22 protein-coding genes are annotated in these 22733 nt (G+C 67.6%); 7 read left to right on the top strand and 15 right to left on the bottom strand.

The annotated features are described in order from the left end of the window. Positions 1–21 precede the first annotated feature (21 nt). The 3 genes from gdhA to ABEA07_RS03810 form a co-directional block, all read right to left on the bottom strand. A complete protein-coding gene (gdhA, locus tag ABEA07_RS03820) occupies positions 22–1365 on the bottom strand; it encodes an NADP-specific glutamate dehydrogenase (protein ID WP_345535998.1) in 1344 nt (447 codons plus the stop codon). A gap of 94 nt (positions 1366–1459) precedes the next feature. Beyond that, complete coding sequence (locus tag ABEA07_RS03815; protein ID WP_345535989.1) at positions 1460–3574, bottom strand: calcium-binding protein; 2115 nt, start codon at positions 3572–3574, stop codon at positions 1460–1462. A 3-nt stretch (positions 3575–3577) separates the two neighbouring features. Beyond that, a complete protein-coding gene (locus ABEA07_RS03810; protein WP_345535988.1) occupies positions 3578–4165 on the bottom strand; it encodes a hypothetical protein in 588 nt (195 codons plus the stop codon). 112 nt (positions 4166–4277) lie between these two features. Between ABEA07_RS03810 and ABEA07_RS03805 the strand changes: the two genes are divergently transcribed. Next, positions 4278–4517 (top strand): hypothetical protein, encoded by a 240-nt coding sequence (locus ABEA07_RS03805; protein WP_345535986.1) that lies wholly within the window; start codon positions 4278–4280, stop codon positions 4515–4517. Between the two features lie 124 nt (positions 4518–4641). On the opposite strand, the gene ABEA07_RS03800 is transcribed toward ABEA07_RS03805, so the two are convergent. Continuing rightward, positions 4642–4953: a hypothetical protein gene (locus ABEA07_RS03800; RefSeq protein WP_345535984.1), complete on the bottom strand. Its 312-nt coding sequence runs from the start codon at positions 4951–4953 to the stop codon at positions 4642–4644. Between the two features lie 138 nt (positions 4954–5091). Here ABEA07_RS03800 and ABEA07_RS03795 point away from each other — a divergent pair, with 138 nt between their 5' ends. After that, entirely contained in the window at positions 5092–5367 is a 276-nt protein-coding gene (locus ABEA07_RS03795) for a hypothetical protein (protein ID WP_345535982.1), read from the top strand. 64 nt (positions 5368–5431) lie between these two features. Here ABEA07_RS03795 and ABEA07_RS03790 read toward each other — a convergent pair whose 3' ends face one another. From ABEA07_RS03790 to moaA, 8 genes are all read right to left on the bottom strand, one after another. Then, on the bottom strand, positions 5432–6322 hold the full coding sequence (locus ABEA07_RS03790) for an ABC transporter permease subunit (RefSeq protein WP_345535981.1): 891 nt from the start codon (positions 6320–6322) through the stop codon (positions 5432–5434). Next, a complete protein-coding gene (locus tag ABEA07_RS03785) occupies positions 6315–7103 on the bottom strand; it encodes a taurine ABC transporter ATP-binding protein (RefSeq protein ID WP_345535980.1) in 789 nt (262 codons plus the stop codon). The genes ABEA07_RS03790 and ABEA07_RS03785 overlap by 8 nt, the downstream gene beginning before the upstream one ends. A 22-nt stretch (positions 7104–7125) precedes the next feature. Beyond that, positions 7126–8136, bottom strand: coding sequence for a taurine ABC transporter substrate-binding protein (gene tauA, locus ABEA07_RS03780; protein ID WP_345535979.1), 1011 nt, complete (start codon positions 8134–8136; stop codon positions 7126–7128). A 157-nt stretch (positions 8137–8293) separates the two neighbouring features. Beyond that, entirely contained in the window at positions 8294–9841 is a 1548-nt protein-coding gene (locus ABEA07_RS03775) for an ABC transporter permease/substrate-binding protein (RefSeq protein WP_345535978.1), read from the bottom strand. Positions 9842–9915: 74 nt separating this feature from the next. After that, entirely contained in the window at positions 9916–10419 is a 504-nt protein-coding gene (locus tag ABEA07_RS03770; RefSeq protein WP_345535976.1) for a Crp/Fnr family transcriptional regulator, read from the bottom strand. 36 nt (positions 10420–10455) lie between these two features. Continuing rightward, a complete protein-coding gene (gene moeA, locus ABEA07_RS03765; RefSeq protein WP_345535975.1) occupies positions 10456–11769 on the bottom strand; it encodes a molybdopterin molybdotransferase MoeA in 1314 nt (437 codons plus the stop codon). Positions 11770–11783: 14 nt separating this feature from the next. Beyond that, entirely contained in the window at positions 11784–12446 is a 663-nt protein-coding gene (mobA, locus tag ABEA07_RS03760) for a molybdenum cofactor guanylyltransferase MobA (RefSeq protein ID WP_345535974.1), read from the bottom strand. Beyond that, complete coding sequence (gene moaA, locus ABEA07_RS03755) at positions 12443–13567, bottom strand: GTP 3',8-cyclase MoaA (RefSeq protein WP_345535973.1); 1125 nt, start codon at positions 13565–13567, stop codon at positions 12443–12445. The genes mobA and moaA overlap by 4 nt, the downstream gene beginning before the upstream one ends. A 118-nt stretch (positions 13568–13685) precedes the next feature. Between moaA and ABEA07_RS03750 the strand changes: the two genes are divergently transcribed. After that, positions 13686–14591 carry a ZIP family metal transporter gene (locus ABEA07_RS03750; RefSeq protein ID WP_345535971.1) on the top strand — a complete coding sequence of 302 codons (906 nt, stop codon included), beginning with the start codon at positions 13686–13688 and terminating at the stop codon, positions 14589–14591. A gap of 13 nt (positions 14592–14604) precedes the next feature. Here the strand turns inward: ABEA07_RS03750 and ABEA07_RS03745 are convergent, their stop codons facing one another. Both ABEA07_RS03745 and ABEA07_RS03740 read right to left on the bottom strand, forming a co-directional pair. After that, complete coding sequence (locus ABEA07_RS03745; protein WP_345535970.1) at positions 14605–16038, bottom strand: aldehyde dehydrogenase family protein; 1434 nt, start codon at positions 16036–16038, stop codon at positions 14605–14607. Between the two features lie 46 nt (positions 16039–16084). Next, positions 16085–16648, bottom strand: a complete 564-nt coding sequence (locus tag ABEA07_RS03740) for a peroxiredoxin (RefSeq protein WP_345535969.1) — start codon at positions 16646–16648, stop codon at positions 16085–16087. Positions 16649–16766: 118 nt separating this feature from the next. Between ABEA07_RS03740 and ABEA07_RS03735 the strand changes: the two genes are divergently transcribed. The 4 genes from ABEA07_RS03735 to ABEA07_RS03720 all read left to right on the top strand — a co-directional run bounded on the left by ABEA07_RS03735 (position 16767) and on the right by ABEA07_RS03720 (position 20020). Further along, positions 16767–18341 (top strand): phospholipase D family protein, encoded by a 1575-nt coding sequence (locus ABEA07_RS03735; RefSeq protein ID WP_345535967.1) that lies wholly within the window; start codon positions 16767–16769, stop codon positions 18339–18341. A gap of 319 nt (positions 18342–18660) precedes the next feature. Then, positions 18661–19014 (top strand): hypothetical protein, encoded by a 354-nt coding sequence (locus tag ABEA07_RS03730; protein WP_345535966.1) that lies wholly within the window; start codon positions 18661–18663, stop codon positions 19012–19014. Then, the gene (locus ABEA07_RS03725; protein WP_345535965.1) at positions 19001–19243 is read left to right on the top strand and encodes a hypothetical protein; all 243 of its coding nucleotides are present in this window, start codon (positions 19001–19003) and stop codon (positions 19241–19243) included. Before ABEA07_RS03730 ends, ABEA07_RS03725 begins: the two co-directional genes overlap by 14 nt. A 207-nt stretch (positions 19244–19450) precedes the next feature. Next, a complete protein-coding gene (locus ABEA07_RS03720; protein WP_345535964.1) occupies positions 19451–20020 on the top strand; it encodes a hypothetical protein in 570 nt (189 codons plus the stop codon). A gap of 38 nt (positions 20021–20058) precedes the next feature. On the opposite strand, the gene ABEA07_RS03715 is transcribed toward ABEA07_RS03720, so the two are convergent. Next, positions 20059–22563 carry a sodium-translocating pyrophosphatase gene (locus tag ABEA07_RS03715; RefSeq protein ID WP_345535963.1) on the bottom strand — a complete coding sequence of 835 codons (2505 nt, stop codon included), beginning with the start codon at positions 22561–22563 and terminating at the stop codon, positions 20059–20061. Positions 22564–22733: the final 170 nt, after the last annotated feature.

The raw sequence follows: 22733 nt of genomic DNA, 5'->3' as shown, positions 1-22733 counted from the left end.
CGGGGCCGCGGCCCCAGGGTGTCAGATCACGCCCTGTGCCAGCATGGCGTCGGCCACCTTCACGAAACCGGCGACGTTGGCCCCATCCACGTAGCTGACGGAGCCGTCCTCGCGCTGGCCATGGTGCACGCAGGCGCGATGGATGCCGCGCATGATGTCCAGCAAGCGCGCATCGACCTCTTCGCGCGGCCAGGACAGGCGCATGGCGTTCTGGCTCATCTCCAGTCCCGAGGTGGCCACGCCGCCGGCGTTGCTGGCCTTGCCGGGCGCGTACAGCACGCCGGCTTGCTCGAACACCTGCACTGCGCCGAGCGTGGAGGGCATGTTGGCGCCCTCCGCCACGCAGATCACGCCGTTGGCCACGAGCGTGCGGGCGTCCTGCTCGTCCAGCTCGTTCTGCGTGGCGCAGGGCAACGCGATGTCGACCTTGACGCCCCAGGGCTTCGCGCCGGCGACGAAGTTGGTCTTCGTGCGCTGGGCGTACTCGCTCACTCGGCCGTAAAGGTGGTTCTTCACCTCCGCCAGTTCGGCCAGCTTGGCGGGCGTGAAACCGTCCTCGTCGACGACCGTGCCGCTCGAGTCGGACACCGTGACGACCTTGGCGCCGAGCGCCATCGCCTTTTCCACCGCGTACTGCGCCACATTGCCCGAGCCGGAGACGCTCACGCGCAGGCCCTCGAAGGAGCGGCCCACCCGCTTGAGCATTTCCTCGGCGAAGTAGACCGTGCCGTAGCCTGTCGCCTCGGGGCGGATCAGCGAGCCGCCGAAGGAGAGGCCCTTGCCCGTGAACACGCAGTCGGAGCGGTTGGACAGCTTCTTCATCATGCCGGTCATGTACCCGACCTCGCGCGCGCCCACGCCGATGTCGCCCGCCGGCACGTCCGTGTCGCCGCCGATGTGCCGGAACAGCTCGCTGATGAACGCCTGGCAGAAGCGCATCACCTCGCCCGGGCTCTTGCCCTTGGGATCGAAATCGGAGCCGCCCTTGCCACCGCCCATGGGCAGGGTGGTCAACGCATTCTTGAAGGTTTGCTCGAAGGCCAGGAACTTGAGGATGGATGCGTTGACCGAAGGATGGAAGCGCAAGCCGCCCTTGTACGGCCCGATCGCCGAGCTGTGCTGGATGCGGTAGCCCCGGTTGACGTGCACCTCGCCCCGGTCGTCGACCCAGCTCACGCGAAACTGGATCAGGCGCTCGGGCTCCACCAGCCGGTCGAGCAGCCCGTGCTCGGCGTATTTCGGATGCTTGCCGATGAACGGCCAGAGGCTTTCCATCACTTCGCCGACCGCCTGCAGGTATTCGGGCTGGTCGGGGTTGCGAACGGCCACCTGGGCCAGGAAGTCATGCGCGCTCTGGTATTTCACGTCGTCGGATTCGTTGAGGGGAAAGGCGACGATTCTTGCACGAGCCATGCGGAGGGGAATCCGCAGCGGCGCCGCGGGTTTGTTCACAGCGTCTTCAGATCCAGGCCCCCATGTTGGCTGCCACCAGGCCGGCCTGATCGCCGGACGCCACCATCGATGGCCACATCGGTGCCGGGGGCAGGCTGTCGGCGCCGCCGCGGCCATCGAACACGTTGTTGCCCGCACCGGCGTACAGCGTGTTGTCCAGCGCGTTGCCGGTGCCGTCGATCGCATCGGGCGTGTTGAGCAGGAGGTTTTCGACCTCGGCAGGGAGCACGTAAGTGATGCTGGTGCGCACGATGTCCGTGCCTTCGCCTGCCGATTCCATCACCACGTCGGCGCTGTTGTCGACATAGTAGGCGTCGTCCCCCGGGCCGCCCATCATGACGTCGGCGCCGGCGCGGCCGTCGAGGGTGTCGTTGCCGGCCAGGCCTTCCAGGATGTCTTTGGCAGCGGTGCCGCTCAGGGTGTCATTGCCCGTCGTGCCGCGCATGGTCTGGTTCGAGCTTGCCGCTGCCAGGGCAGCGAGTTGCGCGGCATTCCAGACGGTCCCGTCGGCAAAGCGCACCTGCTCGATGACTTGCGCTGCAAATGCGTTTTGGAGGGTGACAGTGTCGTGAGCGCTGTACGTCAGCACGAGATCGCGATCCCGGCCCATGACGGTCACGCTGGCGGGCGATACATCGGCACCGAAGGACACTGTGTCCACACCGCCGCCGGGTCCCCCGTATTCGTCGATGCTGTCGCGGCCGTCGCCCACGCCGAAGGTATAGAGATCGTTGTCTGCGCCGCCGATGAGGAGATCGTCGCCGGCACCGCCATGGACGGTGTCGTTGCCCTTGCCGCCGTTGAAGATATCGTTGCCCGTCGTGCCATCGAGGACGTTGTCGGCATCACCAGCCGTCCAGTTCATGGCAAGAATTGGCGCCAGGGCCGCGAGAGTGTCGGGCGGCAAGGCGCTTTGCCCGGCGGCCGGCGGCGAGAACCGCGCCATGGCCTGCACCAGGTTGTTGACATTGGACGAGGCCAGTGTCCTGCCGTCGCTCGTGCGAAACTCTTCGACGTTGAGGTTCTCATAGACCAGGTTCGAGTTGATGACGAATCTGTCGTCCGAGCCGACGATGCCGACTTCAAGCGTGCCGTTGAGCTGGCGGAACCACAACTGTTCAAGGGCGATGTCGCTGTCAACGCTGATGGTGTCGGTACCTTCCGCAACGAACTCCTGGATGACATCCGGGCCGCTGCCGCGCCGCAGGACAAAGATGTCATCGCCCACGCCACCGTACAACCAGTCCTCGCCGCTTCCACCGTCGAGAATGTCCGCCCCCTCCCCACCGCGCAGCGTGTCGTTTCCATCGTTGCCCTGCAGGTCGTCGTTGCCCTTGCCCCCATACAGGATGTCGTTGCCCTTGCCTCCCTGCAGGCTGTCGTTGCCGAAGTTTCCGTACAGCGTGTCCTTGCCATCGCCCCCCTGCAAGCGGTCGTCGTCGCTGCCCGAGTACAAGGTCCTGTCGTCGCCGCCGTAGAGCGTGTCATCGCCGGCGCCGCCATCCAGGGTGTCGTTCCCCGCGTAGCCGTACAGGATGTCGTCCCCCGCGCCGCCCCAAAGAACATCGTCCGTGCTGTAGCCCCGGAGCGTGTCGCTGCCTTCGGTGCTCCGGGTGAACATGGCCTTGACGGCGGCAAGGTCCCAGCGGGTGCCGTCGGCGAAACGTATGTGGTCGATCGGGTAACTCGCGCTGCGGTCTCCATCGAGACAGGAGCTCAAGGTGATCGTGTCGGTGCTGCCCCACAGGCTGAGGATCAGGTCATTGATCGAGCGGGTCACGACGATGTCGCCGGGCGCGACGCCCACATCGAATTCGACCGCGTCGGACCGAGCGGCGCTCACGTCGTCGTGATGGATGACGTCCCGGCCCCAGCCGCGGGCGAAGCGGTAGAAGCCCGTCGTTGTGTTGCTGATGTGTTCTACGACGGTCCAGTCCCGAGCAAACTCTTCGGCCTGAACTGGGGCAAATTTGCTGGAGCGTTCATTGCCCTGCATCAATATCAACGCCTCAAGAAGGCCACCGGCTTTGCTACCAGGAGCCGAGGTTTTCGGCACGATGAACGCTTCAGCCGCCATCTGCAGGTTAGCGTATTTCAAGTACGTCGCAACTTCGGTAGTCATTCTTCAATCTCCCTTTTTTTCGGTTTCAATGTCAGGATTGCCGGCGTCACTTAGCGTGTATCTGTTGATCGAACCATCCTCATTCAGCACGTCAACATATCTATAGCCAGGTAAGTCAGAAGGGGCATAGCTCAGGTAGCCCCTTAGATTTCTCTTATCCTGGTGATGCTCCCGGGAGAGGAAAGACCTGATGTATGCGTCACCACCCGCCTCGTCGGGCAGTCCAGCATCTGGCCAGTTCGGATTGGCCCGATTGACCGCTTTGTCGTCAGGTCGCAAGCTGAGCAGCAGCACGCCCTCAACGTTCTCCACTGTTCTGTAAATTTTTGGCCCTGCCGTCTTGCAACGTTCATCGAACAGCGCTTTGGCCGCCTCGTATTTGGCCTTGCGCTCATCGACGATCTGGCTGCGTTCCTGGTGTCTTAGATATGCCGGTCCTGTGAAGACCAATAGGACAATGATCACTCCCATGAGCTTCTGCCACCAACGCGTGAGTAGCCACAAGGCCGCAATGAGAAGAAAAGCAATCAGCCCGACATAGAGCCAACCAAGACTGCGCAGGATGTCCGCGCCGGCGCCAAGCTCAAGCATTGATTTGACTCCCGAGACGTGCGCGCGCTCGGCGTTTGCTATTCAAGCTTCCAACCCGTGAGCGGCATCTGCGATCCATGTTGCCGGCGCTTCCGTCAAGCAAATCGTTATCGTGGTTCTCGCGGGCCAGGGCCGCGCCCTGGTCGTCATCGCCGTAGAAGATTTCGTCCGCTTGTCCGCCCCCGACGATCTGGTCATCTCCTTCGCCGCCGTCGATGAAGTCGCGGCCATGGCGGGCGGGGTCCAACTGGAAACGGGTGGTCCAGGTGGCGCCGAGCCTTCGTTGTCCAACACCTGCCTCAAGCGCTTGCCGTTCAGCAGATCACCGACGCCAGCACCGTTGAAGGTGTAAGTGGGGCTGATGGGAGTTGGGGTGCCATTGACGGGGAGTTCGTCGCGCCCCAGCAGGTTGAAGGCAGTGGCCAGATGGGCCGTCGATGGGGACTGTCCCCGCACATGCACATGCATCCTCTTCCTCATATGCAAGGCCCCGAACCAATGGCTTCGTCATTCGCTGCAAGATGATGCCCCGGGATCTTGTTGGCGACGCTTGTGCAGTAGAACATCCCAATGCCGTGCAGCTCGCCTTTCACCAACGCATCGAGCAGTGCCGGGCTATCGTGCATCCGCGCCTTGTTGATCATGGACTGGCTGGTATCGGGATCGGGCGGCCCCACATGCTCCGCTACTTGATCACTCGTTGCTGGCAGGTCGTTGAACAGGCATAGCGAATCTGCCGCCAACTGCAGGCTGGCGTACTTGAGCCAGGTTGAAGTTTCATCCGTCATTTCATGCTCCCTGAGTTGGACTCAGAACTCTTTCGGCAAACAGGCTTGGTACGACACCTTCCGTCGCTGGTGAGGCGCGACAGCCGTTGGCCTGAGCCTTGCGCGATAGCGCGCGAAGCTGCGTGGAGGAAAGATGGCTTGAAGAAAGCAGCCGACACGAGGAGCATCGGTGCGGCGAAGAGCCTGGTTCAGGCTCCGCAAGGCGCGCGCGGATGCGCGCAAGGAAAGACTCATCAAGATCTCCCTGATCTTTTTCTCTGGTTGATTGCTTTGCGGACGATCGCGCGGAGAGTCGACCGCACCGTCCTTCAGGCCCGCGACGATAGCAATGCGAAGCTTGAACATCAATATCAAGCGCGCTCCGATTCACCCCTCGCGACAATTCATCAGAATTGGCGCTGCGTGTCTGAGTGACTTGACCACCCGGCCCCAAACAAAAAGGGGCCATCGGCCCCTTTGCTGTCTGTCCACGTCGCGTCTACATGCGCCCCTTCCAAGGCACCAGCCTTCGCTCCATCCACCGCATCAGCAGATCGAACAGATAGGCCACCACCCCGATCACCACGATCCCCATGATCACGATGTCCGTGCGCAGAAAGTTCGACGCATTGAGCACCATCTGCCCCAGGCCCATGTTGGCCGCGACCATCTCCGCCGCGACCAGCGTGGTCCAGCCGAAGCCGATGGCGATGCGCATGCCCACCAGGATGTCGGGCAGCGCCGAAGGCAGGATCACGTGGCGGATGACCTGCATGTAGCTCGCGCCCATCGAGTAGGCCGCGTTGATCTGCTCCTGCGACGCACTGCGCATGCCCGAGCGCGCGGCCAGGGCCAGCGGCGCGAAGCAGGACAAGAAGATCAGCAGCACCTTGGGCAGCTCGTCGATGCCGAACCAGATGATGATCAGCGGCAGGTAGGCCAGCGGCGGCAGCGGGCGGTAGAACTCCAGCGGCGGGTCGAAGATGCCGCGTGCCACCCGGCTCATGCCCATCGCGATGCCGATCGGGATCGCCGTCACGCAGGCCAGCGCGAAAGCCGAGAACACCCGGAACATGCTGGCCAGGAAGTGCTGCCACAGCGGCTTGTCGTTGGCCTGGCCGGTGAGGTACTCGTAGAACTGTTGCATCACCGCCTGCGGCGAGGGCAGGAACAGCGGCTTGACCCAGCCCATGTTGGTGACGATGAACCACAGCGCCACGAGGACGATCACGGTGACCACGCTGATGGTCGCGCTCGAGCCCGCGCCCGGCACCTTGAAGGCGCTGGTCTTGAGCTTGGCGCCGGACGCCGCCGCGTGGGCGGCGGTGGTGGCGGCCGGTGGGCTGACTTTCGTCATGGCGACAGGGGCGGCAATGCTGGCCTCAGGCATGGGCGGGCTCCCGATGATGAATGATCTGCAGGACTTCTTCACGCATGCGGATGAACTCGGGCTCCGACTTCACCTTGCGCGAATCGCCGTGCGACAGGTACTGGCGCGAGAAGGGCACGTGGTCGTAGATGTGCGAGATGCGGCCCGGGCTGGGGCTCATCACGATCAGCCGCGTCGCGAGGAACAGCGCTTCCTCCACCGAGTGGGTGATGAAGAACACCATCTTGTTCGACTTGGACCAGGCCTTCAGCAGGATCTCCTGCACCTGCTCGCGGGTGAAGGCATCGAGCGCGCCCATGGGCTCGTCCATGAGCAGGACGGCCGGGTCGCTGGCCAGCGCGCGGGCGATGCCCACCCGCTGCTGCATGCCACCGGAGAGTTCGTAGACCGCGCGGTCGGCGTACTTTTCCAGGCCGACCAGGGCCAGCTTCTCGACCGCGATGCGGTCGCGCTCGGCCTTGGCCATGCCGCCGAGGCGCAGGCCCAGCGCGACGTTGTCGCGCACGTTGAGCCAGGGCATGAGGGCATGCTTCTGGAACACCACGCCGCGGTCGGCGCCGGGGCCGGCCACGGGCTGCCCGTCCAGCAGGATCTCGCCGGTCGAAGGCGGCAAGAAGCCGGCGATGCAGTTCAGCAGCGTGGTCTTGCCGCAACCGGAGGCGCCGAGCGCGACCACGAAGTCGCCGTCGTGCATCTGCAGGTTGACGGGGGCCAGCGCCTGCAGCGTGCCGCCCTTGACGGCGTAGTTGACCGTGAGGTCGCGAATGTCGAGCGTGGGCATGGCCAGTCCTTGACGTTCTTGCCTACTTGGCCGCCATCGCTTTTTCGACGTAGGTCGTGGTCACGAAGCCGCTGTAGTCGGGCTTGACCTCCTGCACACGCCCCTGCTCCTTGAGGAACGCGGCCGTGTTGGCCATCGCCTTGGCCGCGCCGCCGCCCAGCCAGGTGGGGGAGAGTTGCTCGGCGTAGGAGGGGAAGCTGTACAGCGACATCGCGGGACCCACGTCCTTCGGGTCGGCCTTGGTCCACTTGGCCATGGCCTTGGTCTGGGGCGAGTCGGGCGTCCAGCTCTTGCCCGTGGCCTTGTACTCCTCGTTGGCGCGGTTGAGCGCCTTCACGAAGGCGATCATGAAGGGCTCGTTGGCGGCGGCCCACTTGGCATTCACCACGATGCCCTCGAAGGTGGGGGCGCCGCGCTTGCCGATGCTGCCGGAGGTGGCGATGGTCTTTCCGGTGGACTTGATCTTCGAGAGCACCGGGTCCCAGATGAAGGTGGCGTCGATGTCGCCGCGCTCCCAGGCGGCCGCGATCTCGGGCGGGCGCATGTTCATCACGTTGACCGACTTCGCGTCGACCCCCTCCATCTTGAGCCCGGCCATGAGCTGGTAGTGGGCGGTGGAGACAAAGGGCGTGGCGACTTTCTTGCCCTTCAGGTCCTTGATGCCGGTGATGCCGGAGGCGTTGCGCGCGATCAGCGCCTCGGCGTCGGCGATGTCGGCCGAGATCCAGAAGAGCTTGATGTCCTGGCCCTGGCTGGCCGCGGCGGTCAGCGGGCTGGAGCCGGTCTCGCCCATCTGCACGTCGCCCGAGGCCATGGCGCGGATCACGTCGCCGCCGCCCGAGAACATGCGCCAGTTGATTTTGTAGCCGGTGGCCTTCTCGACCTCGCCCGACTCCATCACGAGGCGCAGGGGCACCAGCATGTCCTGGTGGGCGAAGGTCAGCTCCTTGGTCTGGGCCTGGGCGGCGCCACCGAAAGCCAGGGTGGCGGCCAGGGCCGCGCACGAGAGATTGAAACGCCGGGGCAAGCACATGTCGGTTCTCCTGTAGGTGAATCGAATCGGACTGTGCACCCTTCGTCCGGCCGTCCCAAGTGCCAGCCGGGCCCGGGGCATGGAGCCAGGAGATGGGGACTTACCCTTGTTCTGGTGCGAGGCGCACGATGGCGGTGCGAAGGCGGCAGCGCAGGGATCAGGCCGAGCGGGTTCGCCGCATCCAGTACTCGATCGCCTCGAACAATGCCTCGCTCAGCAAGGCCAGCACCGCCGCCGGCAAAGCGCCCGCCACGAGCAGCTCGCGATCGTTCAAGGCCAGGCCGGTCACGATGCGTTCCCCGTACCCGCCCGCCCCGATGAAGGCCGCGATGGTCGCTGTCCCGACCGCGATGGTGGCGGCCGTGCGCACGCCCGCCAGCAGCGTCGGCAGCGCCAGCGGCAGCAGCACGAGGCGCAGGCTTTGCCCGCTGGTCATGCCCAGTGCCGTGCCGGCCTGCCGCAGCCCGGCAGGCACCTCGGCCAGGCCGGTCACGGTGTTGCGCATGATGGGCAGCAGCGCATAAAGCGTGAGCGCGATCAGCGCGGGCAGGGTGCCGATGGCCCCGATCAGCGAGATCAGCACGGCCAGCAGCGCCAGCGAGGGGATGGTCTGCAGCAGGCCGGCGAAGCCGAGCACCACGGCGCGCAGCCGCAGGTGCGGAAACACCAGAATGCCGAGCGGCACGGCGATCACGATCGCCAGCCCGACCGAGATCGCCACCAGCATCAGATGTTGCCGCGTGAGGCGTCCGAGGTCGGGCCCGAAGAGCTTGGCGGCGAAGCCGCGCGCGCCATCGCCGCTGCCGGCAGCCTGCGCGCCGGCGCCGGGGTGCCTGGCCAGGAAGTCGCGCGCGATCACGTCGAAGGCCACGCCCTGCAGTTCGGCACGCGCGTTCATGGCGATCATGGCCCGCTCGTCGATGCGGCCCTCGAGCTTCTGCAGCGCGGCCCAGGCCTGCGGCGCGCGCGTGGGCAGGTCCAGGCGGTGCAGCACCACGGCGTCGTAGCGCGGGAAGTAGGCGCGGTCGTCTTCCAGCACGCGCAAACCCAGGTGCTCGATCTTGGCATCGGTGGTGTAGATGTCGATCACGTCGACCTGCTTCGCGGCGATGGCGTCGTAGGCCAGGCCGTGGTCGAGGCCGGTGGGCTTCTGCGCGAAACCGTATCGCGCGGCCAGGCCCTGCCAGCCGTCGGCGCGGCCGATGAACTCGTTGGACAGGCCCAGGCGCAGATCGGGGTGCCGCGCCAGGTCGCTCAGGCTGCGCACGCCGAGCCGGTCGGCATCGGCCGCGCGCATGGCGAGGGCGTAGCCGTCGTTGAAGCCCAGCGGGATGGCGATGCCCAGGCCCAGCGGCGCGAGCGCGGCGGCCATGGCTTGCCGCGTCATGGGCTGCGGGCTCTTGAGGATCTCCAGCGCCACCGTGCCGGTGTACTCGGCGTAGAGGTCGATGCCGCCCGAGCGCAGGGCCTCGTAGACGATCGCGGTGTTGCCCAGGCCCTGCCGCAATTGAGGCGGGGAGGGCAGGTGGGGCGCGGCGGTCTGGGCGAGCACCTCGGCCAGGATGTAGGACTCGGTGAAGCGCTTGGAGCCGACGCGCAGGCCGGCGTCCTGTGCGAGCGAGGGCAAGGGCAGTGCGGCCAGGAGCAGGGCCAGGCAGGGGAGGGTCAGAAAGCACAGGGTGCACAGGCGGCGCTGGCGGTGCATCCGGCGCAGTGTATAGGTGAGCGTGGCGCGGGAAGTTGGACGACGAGGAGCGGCCGCGCGACAAGGGCTGATGCCTATAGCGGGGCGGGCCGCGACATGAGCGCTTCCGGCGCCTCCAGCGCCTCGCCCATGCGGGCGCGGAACAGCTTGTCGTCGGTGACGCGCAGGCGCCGGCTGATCTCCCGGCCGATGTTCATCTGGATCAGCGCGAACTGGGCGGGGTCGTGCTCGAAGAGGCGCAGCAGGTTGTCGGGCGTGATGCGGATCGCGCTGCAATCCTCGTCGGCGCGGATCGAAGCGCTGCGCGGGAACAGGTCCAGCAGCGCCATCTCGCCGAAGCAATCGCCCTTGCCCAGCCGGCGCAGCAGCAGTTGCCGGTCTTCCCAGCTCTTCATGATGGTCACGCTGCCGCGCTCGAGCACGTACATGCAGTCGGCCATGTCGCCTTCGCGGCAGAAAAAGTCGCCGGCGGCGACCTCGACCACCGGCGCGGGCTCGAGCAGGAACTCGATGGCCGCGGCGTCGATGGCGCCGAAGATCGGCATCTGCTGCATCAATTCGATTCGGGCGGCGAGCATGCGCGTCTCCTGCGCCGGTGGGGCTGCGATCCTAGACTAGATCACACCCTCGAACATCATCACGTCCACCATGTCGCCCGCCGCGACATGGCCCTGCTCGTGGTGCAGCACGACCAGGCCGTTGGCCTCGACCATCGAGCTGAGCACGCCGGAGCCCTGGTTGCCGGCGATGCGCACCGCGGGCTCCGCCCCGGGCACCGGCTCGACGCGGCCGCGCTGGTATTCGGTGCGGCCGGGCTTCTTGCGGATGGCCGACACACTGCGGGCGCGCAGCAGGGGCGGCGGGGCACAGCCGCGCTCGTGGCAGCCCATCATGCGCAGAAGCGCCGGGCGCACGAAGGCCAGGAAGGTCACCATCACCGCCACCGGATTGCCGGGCAGGCCGAAGAGCACCGCCGGGCGTTGCGCCTGCTCCGGCTTGGGAATCAGGCCCACCGCCATCGGCCTGCCGGGCCGCATCGCGACCCGCCAGAAGGCCATGTCGCCCAACTGCTGCATGACGGCGCGCGTGTGGTCGGCCTCGCCGACGCTGACGCCGCCGCTGGTGATGATGGCATCGGCCTCGCCGGCGGCACGGCGCAGGGTCTCGGCGAGGGTATCGGGGTCGTCGCGCACCAGGCCCAGGTCGATCAGCTCGCAGCCCAGGCGATTCACCAGGCCGAACACGGTGTAGCGGTTGCTGTCGTAGACCGCGCCTTCGCGCGGCGCATCGCCGAGGCTCAGGATCTCGTCGCCGGTGGAGAAGTAGGCCACGCGCAGACGCCGCAGCACCGGCACCGCCGGCAGGCCCAGGCTGGCCACCATGCCGAGTGCGGCCGGGCTGAGGCGCTCGCCGCGCAGCAGGGCCGGCTGGCCCTGCATCAGGTCCTCGCCGCAGAGGCGCCGGTTGTCGCCGCGCCGAAGGGCCTTGGCCGGGAAGCGCACCTGGTCGCCTTCGACGAAGCAGAACTCCTGCGGGACCACCGTGTCCAGGCCGGCGGGCATGACGGCGCCGGTCATGATCTTGACCGCGTCGCACGGGCCGAGCGTGCCGCGCCAGGCCGCACCGGCCAGCGCGGTGCCGGCCACGCGCAGCGTCACCGAAGCGTCGCTGGCAGCGTCCGCAGGCAGGAGGGCGCCATCGAAGGCGAAGCCGTCCATGGCCGAGTTGTCGTGCGGCGGCACGCTCACGGGCGAGACGATGTCCTCGGCCAGCACGCGGCCCAGCGCCTCGCGCAGCGGGATGCGCTCGTTCTCGGTGACGGCGGCCGGTGCGGCGAGGCGGGCGAGGAAGGCTTGCACGGCGCCCACGCCGAGGGCCTGGGGGTCGTAGCCGGCCAATGCGGCGGCGATCTCGGCGATGCGGCTCATTCTGGAAAGAGGGATCAGCGCCGCAGGCCCTGGCCTTCGAGCGCGTGCAACTCGGCCAGGGTGTTGGCATTGAAGAAGGCATCGGGCGCATCGCCCGGGCGGTCGAAGGCCACCAGCACCGTGCGGTGCTGGGCGGTCCAGCGGTCGATCTTGCGGCCGCCGTCCTGCGTGAAGCGCACCAGGCTTTCGAGCAGGCCGGCACGCAGCAGGCAGAACACGGGCTGCGGGCGCAGTGCGGCGGCGCCGTCGGCCTCGGCCGCGGCCTCGGGGGCGTTCACCATGGCGATCTCGGCATCGTGTGCCAGCAGGGCTTCGCCCAGGCGCGCGGCCAGGTCCGGTGGGAACAGGGGTGTGTCGCAGGGCACCGTGAGCAGGTAGGGCGTCTCGCAGCGCTCCAGCCCGACGAGGAAGCCGGCCAGTGGCCCGGCATAGTCGGCCAGACCGTCGGGCCAGACCGGCACGCCGAAGGATTCGTAGGCGGCGAGGTTGCGATTGGCATTGATCATTAGCTCGCCGACCTGAGGTTGCAGGCGCAACAAGGCGTGCAGCGCGAGCGGGGTGCCGCTGAAGTTCTGCAGGCCCTTGTCGATGCCGCCCATGCGCGAGCCGCGGCCGCCGGCGAGGATGAGGCCGGTGATCTCTTCCACGGCGATGGCGGTGGGGGTGGCGCTGTTCATCCGCCGATGTAGCTCATCTCGACGCGACGCGCGCCGCCGGCCGCCTCGGTGTCGGGGCCGCGCAGGGCGCGCAGCTCGGAATAGCGGTCGGCGCGGCCCTGCCAGATGTGGCCGATGGCGGAGGCGATCTGTGCATCGTCGGCGCCGCCGCGCAAGAGCGGCCGCAGGTCGTGCCCGCTGCTGGCGAACAGGCACAGGTAGAGCTTGCCCTCGGTGGACAGGCGCGCCCGGGTGCAGTCGTGGCAGAAGGCCTGGGTGACGCTGCTGATCACGCCGATCTCGCCGCCGCCGTCGCGGTACGCCCAGCGCTGCGCGGTCTCGCCCGGCGCGGTGGCTTCGAGCGGCACCAGCGGAAACTCCTCGCCGATGCGGCGCAGCACCTCCGCCGAGGGCAGCACCTCGTCCATGCGCCAGCCGTTGGTGGCGCCTACGTCCATGTACTCGATGAAGCGCAGGACCACGCCGGTGCCGCGGAAGCGGCGGGCCATGGGCAGGATTTCGTCCTCGTTGCTGCCGCGCTTGACCACCATGTTGACCTTGATGGGGCCGAGGCCGGCGGCATGCGCGGCATCGATGCCCGCCAGCACGGCCGCGACGGGGAAGTCGACGTCGTTCATGCGGCGGAACACCGCGTCGTCCAGGCCGTCGAGGCTCACCGTCACGCGCTGCAGGCCGGCGGCCTTGAGCGCGGCGGCCTTGCGGGCGAGGAGGGAGCCGTTGGTGGTCAGCGTGAGGTCCAGCGGCCGGCCCTCGGGCGTGCGGACCGCGGCCAGCTGCTCGATCAGCCCTTCGAGGTTCTTGCGCAGCAGCGGCTCGCCGCCGGTGAGACGGATCTTGTGCACGCCGTGCGAGGCGAAGATGCGGGCCAGGCGGGTGATTTCCTCGAAGCTCAGCAGGGCGCTGTGCGGCAGGTATTGGTAGTCCTTGTCGAAAACTTCCTTGGGCATGCAGTAGCTGCAGCGGAAGTTGCAGCGGTCGGTGACGCTGATGCGCAGGTCGGTGAGCGGGCGCGCGAGCTGGTCCAGCAGCACGCCGGTGGCGGGCACGGCCTGCGCCGGCAGCGGTGCCGCGCGGCGGGCGCGGCCGATCTGCGAGAGGGGAACGACGTGCTTGCTGCTCATGGGGACGGCCAATTTAACCCATCGGGTGCGCCAGTGTAGGCACCCGCGGGGCGCTGCCCTATCGGAAGGATTGAAATTCCTGAAGCACGCTGAAGATGAGAATCGTTATCATTTGGGCATGAACAACAGCGCCACCCTTCCCCGTATCGCCCGGCGGCCCGGGCCGTCTCTGCGGCAGTGGATCGGCTTTGCGATCGTGCTGGCCGGTGTTCTGGTCGCGGCGGCGCAGTTCTGGCACTTCGCGGCCGGGCGTCCCCTGGTGTGGCAGGCCCTGCTGGGCGGCTCGGTGGCGGCACTGGCGACGGCGCTGGGCACCTTGCCGATCGTGTTCTCGCAGCGCCTGTCGGACCGCACGCAGGACACGCTGTTCGGCTTCGGCGCCGGCGTGATGCTGGCGGCCAGCGCCTTCTCGCTGATCATCCCCGCCATCGCCGCGGCCCGGGCGGGCGGGGCGGATGCCTGGGGTGCGGGTGGGATCGTCGGTGCCTCGATCCTGCTGGGCGGGCTGGCGCTGCTGATGCTCGACCGCGTGCTGCCGCACGAGCATTTCGCCAAGGGTGTGGAGGGGCAGGACGCGCGGGTGCTGCGCCGCACCTGGCTGTTCATCTTCGCGATCGCGCTGCACAACCTGCCCGAGGGTTTGGCCATCGGCGTCGGCTACGGCGGCGGGGACGCGCTGCGCGGCAGCGCCCTGGCCACCGGCATCGCGATCCAGGATGTGCCCGAAGGTCTGGTCGTCGCGGCGGCCCTGTTGGCCGCGGGCTACCGCAGGTCCTTCGCGGTGGCCCTGGGCATGGCCTCGGGCCTGGTCGAGCCGGTGGGGGCGGTGCTGGGCGCGGCGATCGTCGGCCAGTCGGCCGCGCTGCTGCCCTGGGGCCTGGGGTTCGCGGCCGGCGCGATGCTTTTCGTGATCAGCCACGAGATCATTCCCGAATCCCATCGCAAGGGCCACGAGGCCTTTGCGACGGGCGGGCTGATGGGGGGCTTCGTGCTGATGATGCTGCTGGACACCGCCCTGGGGTGACGACCGAAGGCGTTCAGCCGTGGCGCACGGCCACGGTCTTGAGCGTGGTGAAGCCGTAGAGCGCCTCGAAGCCCTTCTCGCGGCCATAGCCCGAGGACTTCACGCCGCCGAAGGGCAGTTCGACGCCGCCGCCCGCACCGTAGTTGTTGACGAAGACCTGGCCGCTCCGGACCCGCCTGGCCATGCGGAACTGGCGGGCGCCGTCCTTCGTCCAGATGCCGGCGACGAGGCCGAACTGCGTGGCATTGGCCAGTTCCACCGCCTCGTCCTCGTCGCGGAAGGACATGGCGGCGAGCACCGGGCCGAAGACTTCCTCCTGCGCCAGGCGGTGCGCGACCGGGACGTCGCGCAGCAGCGTGGGCGCCTGGTAGAAGCCGGTCTGCGGTGCCTCGTCCACCACCACGCCCTGCGCCACCATCGGGATGCCGGCGTGCTGGGCATCGGACAGGAAGTCCCACACGCGCTGCTGCTGGCTTTGGCGGATCAGCGGGCCCACGTCCAGGTCCATCGCGGCCGGGCCGACGCGCAGCGCCTCGAAGGCCTGGCCCAGGCGCTCCAGCAGCAGTTCGTAAATCTCGCGCTCGACCAGCACGCGCGAGCCGGCCGAACAGGTCTGGCCCGCGTTCTGGACGATCGCGTTGATCAGCACCGGGATGGCCGCGCCCAGGTCGGCATCGGCGAAGATGATCTGCGGGCTCTTGCCACCCAGCTCCAGCGTGACCGGGCAGTGCCGCTCGGCCGCCACCTGCTGGATGAGCGTGCCCACCTTGGGGCTGCCGGTGAAGCTGATGTGGTCGATGCCCGGGTGCCGCGCCAGCGCGTCGCCCACCTCGTGGCCGTAGCCCGTCACGATGTTGATCGCGCCGGGCGGGAAGCCCGCCTCGGCGGCCAACTGGGCCACGCGGATCAGCGACAGGCAGGCGTCTTCCGAGGGCTTGACCACGCAGGCGTTGCCGGCGGCCAGCGCGCCGCCAACGCTGCGGCCGAAGATCTGCATCGGGTAGTTCCAGGGAATGATGTGCCCGGTGACGCCGTGCGGCTCGCGCCAGGTGAAGACGCTGTAGCCGTCCTGGTAGGGGAGGGTCTCGCCGTGCAACTTGTCGCAGGCGCCGGCATAGAACTCGAAGTAGCGCACCAGGGCCAGCGCGTCGGCGCGGGCCTGCTTGACCGGTTTGCCGCAGTCGCGCTGTTCCAGCAGGGCGAGTTCGTCGGCGTGCTCGGCGATCTTCTGCGAGAGCCTGTAGAGAAGCCGGCCGCGTTCGGCGGCGCTCTGCTTCTGCCACGCCGTCTCGAAGCAGTGGCGTGCGGCGCGCACCGCGGCATCGATGTCGGCGGCCGTGCCGCGCTGGAGTTCGTCGAAGGGCTGGCCGTCGGAGGGGTCGAGGACGGGGAGGGTGCGGCCGGAGGAGGAGGGGACGCTTTCGTTGGCGATGTAGTGGAGCTGCATGGCCGAAATTGTGCGCGAAGCGCCGGGCCGGCGCGCGCGCGGTCCCTCAGCGGTTCGCGGCCCCCTTCGGCAGCGCCTTCAGCGCATTGAGCATGCGCTCCACGTGCTTGTCCGGGTTGAGGTTCTGGTAGTAGTAGGCCACGGTGCCGTTCGGCGCGATCACGTAGGACAGGCGGTTGGCGAAGTCGGGCCGGGTCTGCATCACCGCGTCGAAGCCCTCGATGACGGCCTTGGCCTGGTCGGACGCGACAGGAAACTTGCTCTGGCACTGCTTGACCGAGAAGTCCTTCAGCGTGTCGATGTCGTCGGCCGAGACGCCGATCACCGAGGCACCGATGGCCTCGAACTCGCCCATCGCCTCGGCGAAGGCATGGGCCTCGATGTTGCAGTCGGTGGTGCCGGCCGCCGGAAAGAAGTAGACCACCACGGGCCCCTTGGCCAGCGCTTCCGACAGGGAATAGCGGAAGGTCTTGCCACCCAGTGCCGCGGTGGCGGTGAACTTGGGCACCGCGTCGCCGATGTCCAGGGCCGCCATGGCCGGAGAAAGGGCCAGGGAGGCCAGGGTTGCCAGGGAAAGACTGGCGAGACGGGCGAGAATCCGGCAGGTCATGATGTAACTCCGGGAAGAGGCATCGCGAAATTCTAGAGCCGCCACGGCAGGCCGGCAGAATCGAAACCGGCGAGCGCCGGGCCGCGTACACGGAACAACAGCAAGGACAGGAAAGATCATGAACGCATGGGGACGTCTGCTGCGCACGGCGCTGCTGTGCCTGCTGGCCGCCGGGCTCGGGGCCTGCGGCTCGCTGCCGCCGGCCAGGGAGCGGCCGGTCCAGAACGCGGCACCGGTTGATCCGTCGACCACGCTGGCCAAGGTGGTGGCGGCTTCCACGCCGCCGGGCGAGCACTCCGGCTTCCGCCTGATGCCGCTGGGCGTCTACTCGCTCGACGCGCGCATCCAGCTGGCCCAGCGCGCGGAGCGCTCGCTGGTGGTGCAGTACTACCAGCTCGAGAACGATGCCGTCGGCCGCCTGTTGATGCGCTCGCTTCGCGAAGCCGCGGCGCGGGGCGTCAAGGTGCGCGTCATCGTCGATGACCTCTACACGGCGAAAAGCCAGTACCTGCTGCTCGCGCTGTCGCAGACGCCCAACGTCGAGGTGCGCCTGTTCAATCCCTTCTGCTGCGGCCGCGACGGGTTTCTCCAGCGCTTCGTCGCGTCCCCGCACGAGATCTACCGCCTCAACCATCGCATGCACAACAAGCTGTTCATCGCCGATGGCGTGATGGCCGTGGTGGGCGGCCGCAACATCGCCGACGAGTATTTCGTGCTGAGCGAGGCGCAGAACTTCATCGACATGGACGCGGTGGTGGTGGGCCGCGTGGTGCCGCAGCTGGCGTCCATCTTCGACGCCTACTGGAACAGCGAGCAGGTCTGGCCCATCGAGGACATCGTGCGCGGGGAGGGCGGCAGGACGCCCGGCACCGCCGAGTTCGACGCCTGGATCGGCATGGCTGCGCCGCCGCCCCGGATCGTGTTGCCGCCGGTCGACATCCTGGGCTATGGCCCGATCAGCGAGGAACTGGACGCAGGGCGCATGGGCCTGCTGTGGGGCACGGCCAGCGCGGTCGCCGACCCGCCGAGCAAGCCCACGACGATGACGGCGGCCCAGGCCCTGTCGACCAGCGTCACGATGCGGATCTGGGAGCGCCTGCTCGAGGCCAGGCAGGAGGTGCAGATGACCTCGCCCTACCTGGTGCCGGGCGAACAGGGCATGGCCGCCTTCGAGGCGCTGGGTCGGCGAAAGGTCAAGCTGGTGCTGCTGACCAATTCGCTGGCCGCCAACGACGAGCCGCTGGTCCACACGGGCTACATGCGCTATCGGGAACGTCTGCTGAAATCCGGCGCCGACCTCTACGAGCTGAGCCCGGAGCGCACCATGGCGAACAAGCGCTTCGGCTCCTTCGGCAGTTCGCTGGGCCGCCTGCATGCGAAGACCGCGGTCATCGACCGCTCGCGCATCCTGCTCGGTTCGGCCAACCTGGACCCGCGCTCGGCCACCCAGAACACCGAGATGGGCCTGCTGGTCGACAGCCCGCAATTGGCGCGCGAGTTGCTGCGCGTGATCAACGTGAGCCGGGTGCAGAACTCCTATCGCGTGCGCCTGGCCAAGGACAGCGGCCGGCTCGAATGGCTGACCAACGACGGCGAGAAGGAAATGGTGCTGACCTCCGAGCCGGAGGCGACCTTCTTCCAGCGTTTCTACAACAGGCTGATCGCGCCGATCGTGCCGGAGATGCTGCTGTAGCCAGGCGTGCATGGCCTGGACTGGCCGTTGTGCGGCGCCCCTGGCCGCGCTGACCGGCATGCGCGCAGGCGAGGAGCAGAACGACTTCATGATCCTCTTCGACGACTACCGCAAGTTCGGCGGCACCGTCGCGCCACACGGCAGCGCGGTACGGCATGCAGTTCGGGCCCGCCACGCAGGCCCCCACCGGTGTTCCAAGGGCTGTCGTCACCCGAGGTGCGGCATGCGCTGCTGGCGAAATTCCGCGCCGCGCGGGAGGCTGCGGCTGCAGCCGCGGCCGAACTCTTGTAATCTGGCCTCCCTTCCCCAGATGGACGTCATGAACGCTACCCAATCCCCGGCGCCCAAGACCGACCTGGCGGTGACGCACGTGCTCGCCCAGCTCCTGGAGCGGCTCGAGCACAGTGCCGTGCCAGTGGGGGCCGAGCAGTATCGATCGGTCGTGATGCACCTCGTCGACGAGTTCCGCGACGTCGCCCCGGGCGACGGCCTGGGCAAGCTGCTGGATGCCTATCCGGCGGCCGCCGAGGTCTATGAAAACCTCAACTACCAGCATGCCGGCCTGTGCCGCTCGGGCCTGGACGCCGCGCTCGCCGCCGAGCTGGCAGCCAAATCCGCCATCGAGCGTGCCAGGCGCCGTGCCGAACCGGACACCGCCCATGGCCAAGGCTGAAGTCAAGACCGCCATCGTCGCCGATGGCCTGCGCTACAAGGCCAAGGCCTCGGGCTCGCCGTTCCGGGCCTCGGCCTCCTTCAGCGGGGCGACCATGTCCTGCTTCCTCTGCGGCAAGCACCGCGTGCGCTCCCAGATGCGGACGCGCCAGTTTCTGGGCAAGTCGCAGACTGTCTGCGCGCCGTCGTGCAAGGCCCTGGAAGCGCTGGAAAAAGAAGCTGCTTCGTGACGATTTGGCGACCCAACCGGCCAATTTGATTTGCCTGGGCAAATCAACTACCAAAAGAGCGCGAATCGATCTACAGTTGGAAACAACTGATGTAATTCATTACATCAATACCAAAGTTTTCACTTGTGGTCGTTAAATGCGTTCACTTAAAACCATTCACCGATATTGGCTGGGGCACGTCCTTCGCGGCCGAAGGGGTGGTGTTTCATGAGCCGGCTACCGCGCCGCGTGGTCATGCAGGTCGTCAAGCGCTCGGGCGGCGCCACGCACCATGTTGAATTCACCATGGACGACAACTTCGCCGAACGCCTGCGGCAACTGCGTTCGCTGGTGCCGCCCCTCAATGCCTTGAATCGTCAGCGTGACCTGGTGATCGACAAGGTGCGCGTGCGCCTGCCCTCCGCGGTGTGGCGCCTGGGTGGTGAAGAGGCGGCACAAGTCGACGGCTCCTGCATGGTCATTGCCGCCGAGGGCTTCTTCAATTGCGGTGGCAAGGACCGCAGCACCAAGGAAAAGCTGGTCACCTATACCTTCCCCATCGCACGGCTCCTTGAATTGCACGCCGAACGCCCCGCGGGCGAGACCTTTTTCATCCGCGACGGCGTCTTCACCAACGACGAGCCCGCCGATTCTTCGGCCGGACGCTGGGTGGCCTCGCTGCATGAGAAGGTGGAGGCGCGCGTGCCGGACGCCCCTTCCGACTTCGACACGCTGCAGGGCGTTCCGCTTCGCACCGAGCAGGGCGTGCTCCCGGAGCACCGCGCCCGCCTCAACTGAGACGCCGGCGGGCCCCCGCCGGCGCCCCTCGTCCCTTTCTACTGAAGCCTGACCTCGACCCGCCGCGCCTCGGCCGGCGGCCCGTCGGCCTGGGTTTGCGCGGGCTTGGCCAGTTCCACCTTGTCTTCCGGCACGCCCGCCATCCTGAGCGCGGCGCTCACTGTCATGGCCCGCTGCCTGGCGAGATCGGCGTTTTTCTCCGGATCGCCGGTGGCATCGTGGAAGCCGCTGACCAGCACCCGGCCGCCGCCCTGCGCCGCCTTGGCGATGTCGGCCAGCGCCGCGCTCGCGCCGGGCGGGACTTCCGCGCTGGCGCTCGCGAAGTAGAACTTGACGACGCCGTTCTCGGTCTTGATCGAGGCACCTGCTTCGCCGGCAGCCGCGGCCGGCGAGGCCGCGGGTGCAACTGCGGGTGCGGCCGCCGGCGCGACCGCGGGCGCCGGCGTCGCGGGCGGCGCAGTGGCCGCGCCCGCGTCGCCGGCATGGAACTTCACCACCAGCGGCACGATGAGCAGCGCCACGATGTTGATGATCTTGATCAGCGGGTTCACCGCCGGGCCGGCCGTGTCCTTGTAGGGGTCGCCCACCGTGTCGCCGGTGACCGCGGCCTTGTGCGCCTCGGAGCCCTTGCCGCCGTGGTGGCCGTCTTCGATGTATTTCTTGGCGTTGTCCCACGCGCCGCCGCCGGTGCACATGGAGATCGCGACGAACAGGCCGGTGACGATGGTGCCCATCAGCAGCCCGCCCAGCGCCTTCGGGCCCAGCAGCAGGCCGACCAGGATCGGCACCACCACCGGCAGCAGGCTGGGAATCATCATCTCCTTGATCGCGGCGCCGGTCAGCATGCTGACGGCACGGCCGTATTCGGGCTTGCCGGTGCCTTCCATAATGCCGGGGATCTCGCGGAACTGGCGGCGCACTTCCTCCACCACCGAGCCGGCCGCGCGGCCCACCGCCTCCATCGCCATCGCGCCGAAGAGGTACGGGATGAGGCCGCCGATGAAGAGCCCCACGATCACCATCGGCTCGCTCAGGTTGAAGCTGATCGCCTGGCCGTAGGTCTCGAGCTTGTGGGTGTAGTCGGCGAACAGCACCAGCGAGGCCAGGCCGGCCGAGCCGATGGCGTAGCCCTTGGTCACGGCCTTGGTGGTGTTGCCCACCGCGTCCAGGGGGTCGGTGATGTCGCGCACCGCGGCGGGCAGTTCCGACATTTCGGCGATGCCGCCGGCGTTGTCGGTGATGGGCCCATAGGCGTCCAGGGCCACCACGATGCCGGCCATGCTCAGCATCGCCATCGCCGCGACCGCGATGCCGTAGAGGCCGGCCAGCATGTAGGAAGCCAGGATCGCGATGCACACGAAGATCACCGGCCAGGCGGTGGAGCGCATCGACACGCCCAGCCCTGCGATGATGTTGGTGCCGTGCCCGGTGGTCGAGGCCTGCGCGATGTGTCGCACCGGCGAGTACTGCGTGCCCGTGTAGAACTCCGTGATCCACACCAGCGCGGCCGTCAGCGCCAGCCCGACGAAGCAGGCGCCGAAGAGCTTCAGCTGGCTGCCCGAGGCCGCGATCGCGTTGTCGGGAATGATCCACTGCGTGACGAACCAGAAGGCGATCAGCGACAGGATGCCTGCCACCGCCAGCCCCTTGTAGAGTGCCGGCATCACGTTGACCATGCCCGGCGAGGCCCGCACGAAGAAGCAGCCGATGATGGAGGCGATGATCGACACGCCGCCCAGCGCCAGCGGGTACAGCACCGCGTTGACGGGCGCCGCGGCGACCATCAGCGCGCCCAGCACCATCGTCGCGATGAGTGTGACGGCATAGGTCTCGAAAAGGTCGGCCGCCATGCCTGCGCAATCGCCGACGTTGTCGCCCACGTTGTCGGCGATCACCGCCGGGTTGCGCGGGTCGTCTTCCGGGATGCCGGCTTCCACCTTGCCAACCAGGTCGGCACCGACGTCGGCGCCCTTGGTGAAGATGCCGCCGCCGAGTCGGGCGAAGATCGAAATGAGCGAAGAGCCGAAGGCGAAGCCGATCAGCGGGTTCAGCAGGGTGGACAACTTGACGTTGGGCATGAGTTGCCCGTTGCCGACCAGGACCCAGTAGAAGACGGTGACCCCCAGCAGCCCCAGTCCCACCACCAGCATGCCGGTGATGGCGCCGCCGCGAAACGCGACGTCCAATGCCGGCCCGATGCCCTGCGTGGCCGCCTGCGCGGTGCGCACATTGGCGCGCACGGAAACATTCATGCCGATGAAGCCGCACGCGCCCGAGAGGACGGCGCCGACCACGAAGCCGATGGCGGTGGTGACATCCAGGAAGATGCCGATGAGGATGGCCAGCACGAGGCCCACGATGGCAATGGTGCGGTACTGCTTGGCCAGGTAGGCGGCCGCGCCGGTCTGGATGGCCGCCGCGATCTCCTGCATTCGGGCGTTGCCCGCGTCTTTCGAAAGAATCCAACTGCGCGCCCAGAAGCCATACACCACGGCCAGCAGGCCGCAGACGATGGCGAGGACCAGAGGGGTGTTGCCCATCATGCCTTGCTTCTCCATTCGATCATTGACTTGTGGAGACGAAGGCAGGCTCGTGCGCAACGCGTACGGGTCGATGCCTTCGCCGCGTTGCTTCCTCGGGGGGACCGATTGGCCAACGGGGGCAATTTACAGGCAAATCTCACGATCTGTGCGACCGGGCCGTGACACGGAAA

It is taken from the genome of Variovorax defluvii (genome assembly GCF_039541515.1).
GTDB classification, from domain to species: domain Bacteria; phylum Pseudomonadota; class Gammaproteobacteria; order Burkholderiales; family Burkholderiaceae_C; genus Variovorax; species Variovorax defluvii.
Note: the sequence above shows the minus strand (reverse complement) of the source record. Positions and strands in the feature narration are given on the sequence as shown.

What these genes read in the sequence shown, in the direction of transcription:
- ABEA07_RS03815 (WP_345535989.1), bottom strand. Translation starts at nt 3,574, where the DNA reads ATGACTACCGAAGTTGCGACGTACTTGAAATACGCTAACCTGCAGATG.
- ABEA07_RS03810 (WP_345535988.1), bottom strand. Translation starts at nt 4,165, where the DNA reads ATGCTTGAGCTTGGCGCCGGCGCGGACATCCTGCGCAGTCTTGGTTGG.
- ABEA07_RS03800 (WP_345535984.1), bottom strand. Translation starts at nt 4,953, where the DNA reads ATGACGGATGAAACTTCAACCTGGCTCAAGTACGCCAGCCTGCAGTTG.
- ABEA07_RS03790 (WP_345535981.1), bottom strand. Translation starts at nt 6,322, where the DNA reads ATGCCTGAGGCCAGCATTGCCGCCCCTGTCGCCATGACGAAAGTCAGC.
- ABEA07_RS03785 (WP_345535980.1), bottom strand. Translation starts at nt 7,103, where the DNA reads ATGCCCACGCTCGACATTCGCGACCTCACGGTCAACTACGCCGTCAAG.
- tauA (WP_345535979.1), bottom strand. Translation starts at nt 8,136, where the DNA reads ATGTGCTTGCCCCGGCGTTTCAATCTCTCGTGCGCGGCCCTGGCCGCC.
- ABEA07_RS03775 (WP_345535978.1), bottom strand. Translation starts at nt 9,841, where the DNA reads ATGCACCGCCAGCGCCGCCTGTGCACCCTGTGCTTTCTGACCCTCCCC.
- ABEA07_RS03770 (WP_345535976.1), bottom strand. Translation starts at nt 10,419, where the DNA reads ATGCTCGCCGCCCGAATCGAATTGATGCAGCAGATGCCGATCTTCGGC.
- moeA (WP_345535975.1), bottom strand. Translation starts at nt 11,769, where the DNA reads ATGAGCCGCATCGCCGAGATCGCCGCCGCATTGGCCGGCTACGACCCC.
- mobA (WP_345535974.1), bottom strand. Translation starts at nt 12,446, where the DNA reads ATGAACAGCGCCACCCCCACCGCCATCGCCGTGGAAGAGATCACCGGC.
- moaA (WP_345535973.1), bottom strand. Translation starts at nt 13,567, where the DNA reads ATGAGCAGCAAGCACGTCGTTCCCCTCTCGCAGATCGGCCGCGCCCGC.
- ABEA07_RS03750 (WP_345535971.1), top strand. Translation starts at nt 13,686, where the DNA reads ATGAACAACAGCGCCACCCTTCCCCGTATCGCCCGGCGGCCCGGGCCG.
- ABEA07_RS03745 (WP_345535970.1), bottom strand. Translation starts at nt 16,038, where the DNA reads ATGCAGCTCCACTACATCGCCAACGAAAGCGTCCCCTCCTCCTCCGGC.
- ABEA07_RS03740 (WP_345535969.1), bottom strand. Translation starts at nt 16,648, where the DNA reads ATGACCTGCCGGATTCTCGCCCGTCTCGCCAGTCTTTCCCTGGCAACC.
- ABEA07_RS03735 (WP_345535967.1), top strand. Translation starts at nt 16,767, where the DNA reads ATGAACGCATGGGGACGTCTGCTGCGCACGGCGCTGCTGTGCCTGCTG.
- ABEA07_RS03730 (WP_345535966.1), top strand. Translation starts at nt 18,661, where the DNA reads ATGAACGCTACCCAATCCCCGGCGCCCAAGACCGACCTGGCGGTGACG.
- ABEA07_RS03725 (WP_345535965.1), top strand. Translation starts at nt 19,001, where the DNA reads ATGGCCAAGGCTGAAGTCAAGACCGCCATCGTCGCCGATGGCCTGCGC.
- ABEA07_RS03720 (WP_345535964.1), top strand. Translation starts at nt 19,451, where the DNA reads ATGAGCCGGCTACCGCGCCGCGTGGTCATGCAGGTCGTCAAGCGCTCG.
- ABEA07_RS03715 (WP_345535963.1), bottom strand. Translation starts at nt 22,563, where the DNA reads ATGATGGGCAACACCCCTCTGGTCCTCGCCATCGTCTGCGGCCTGCTG.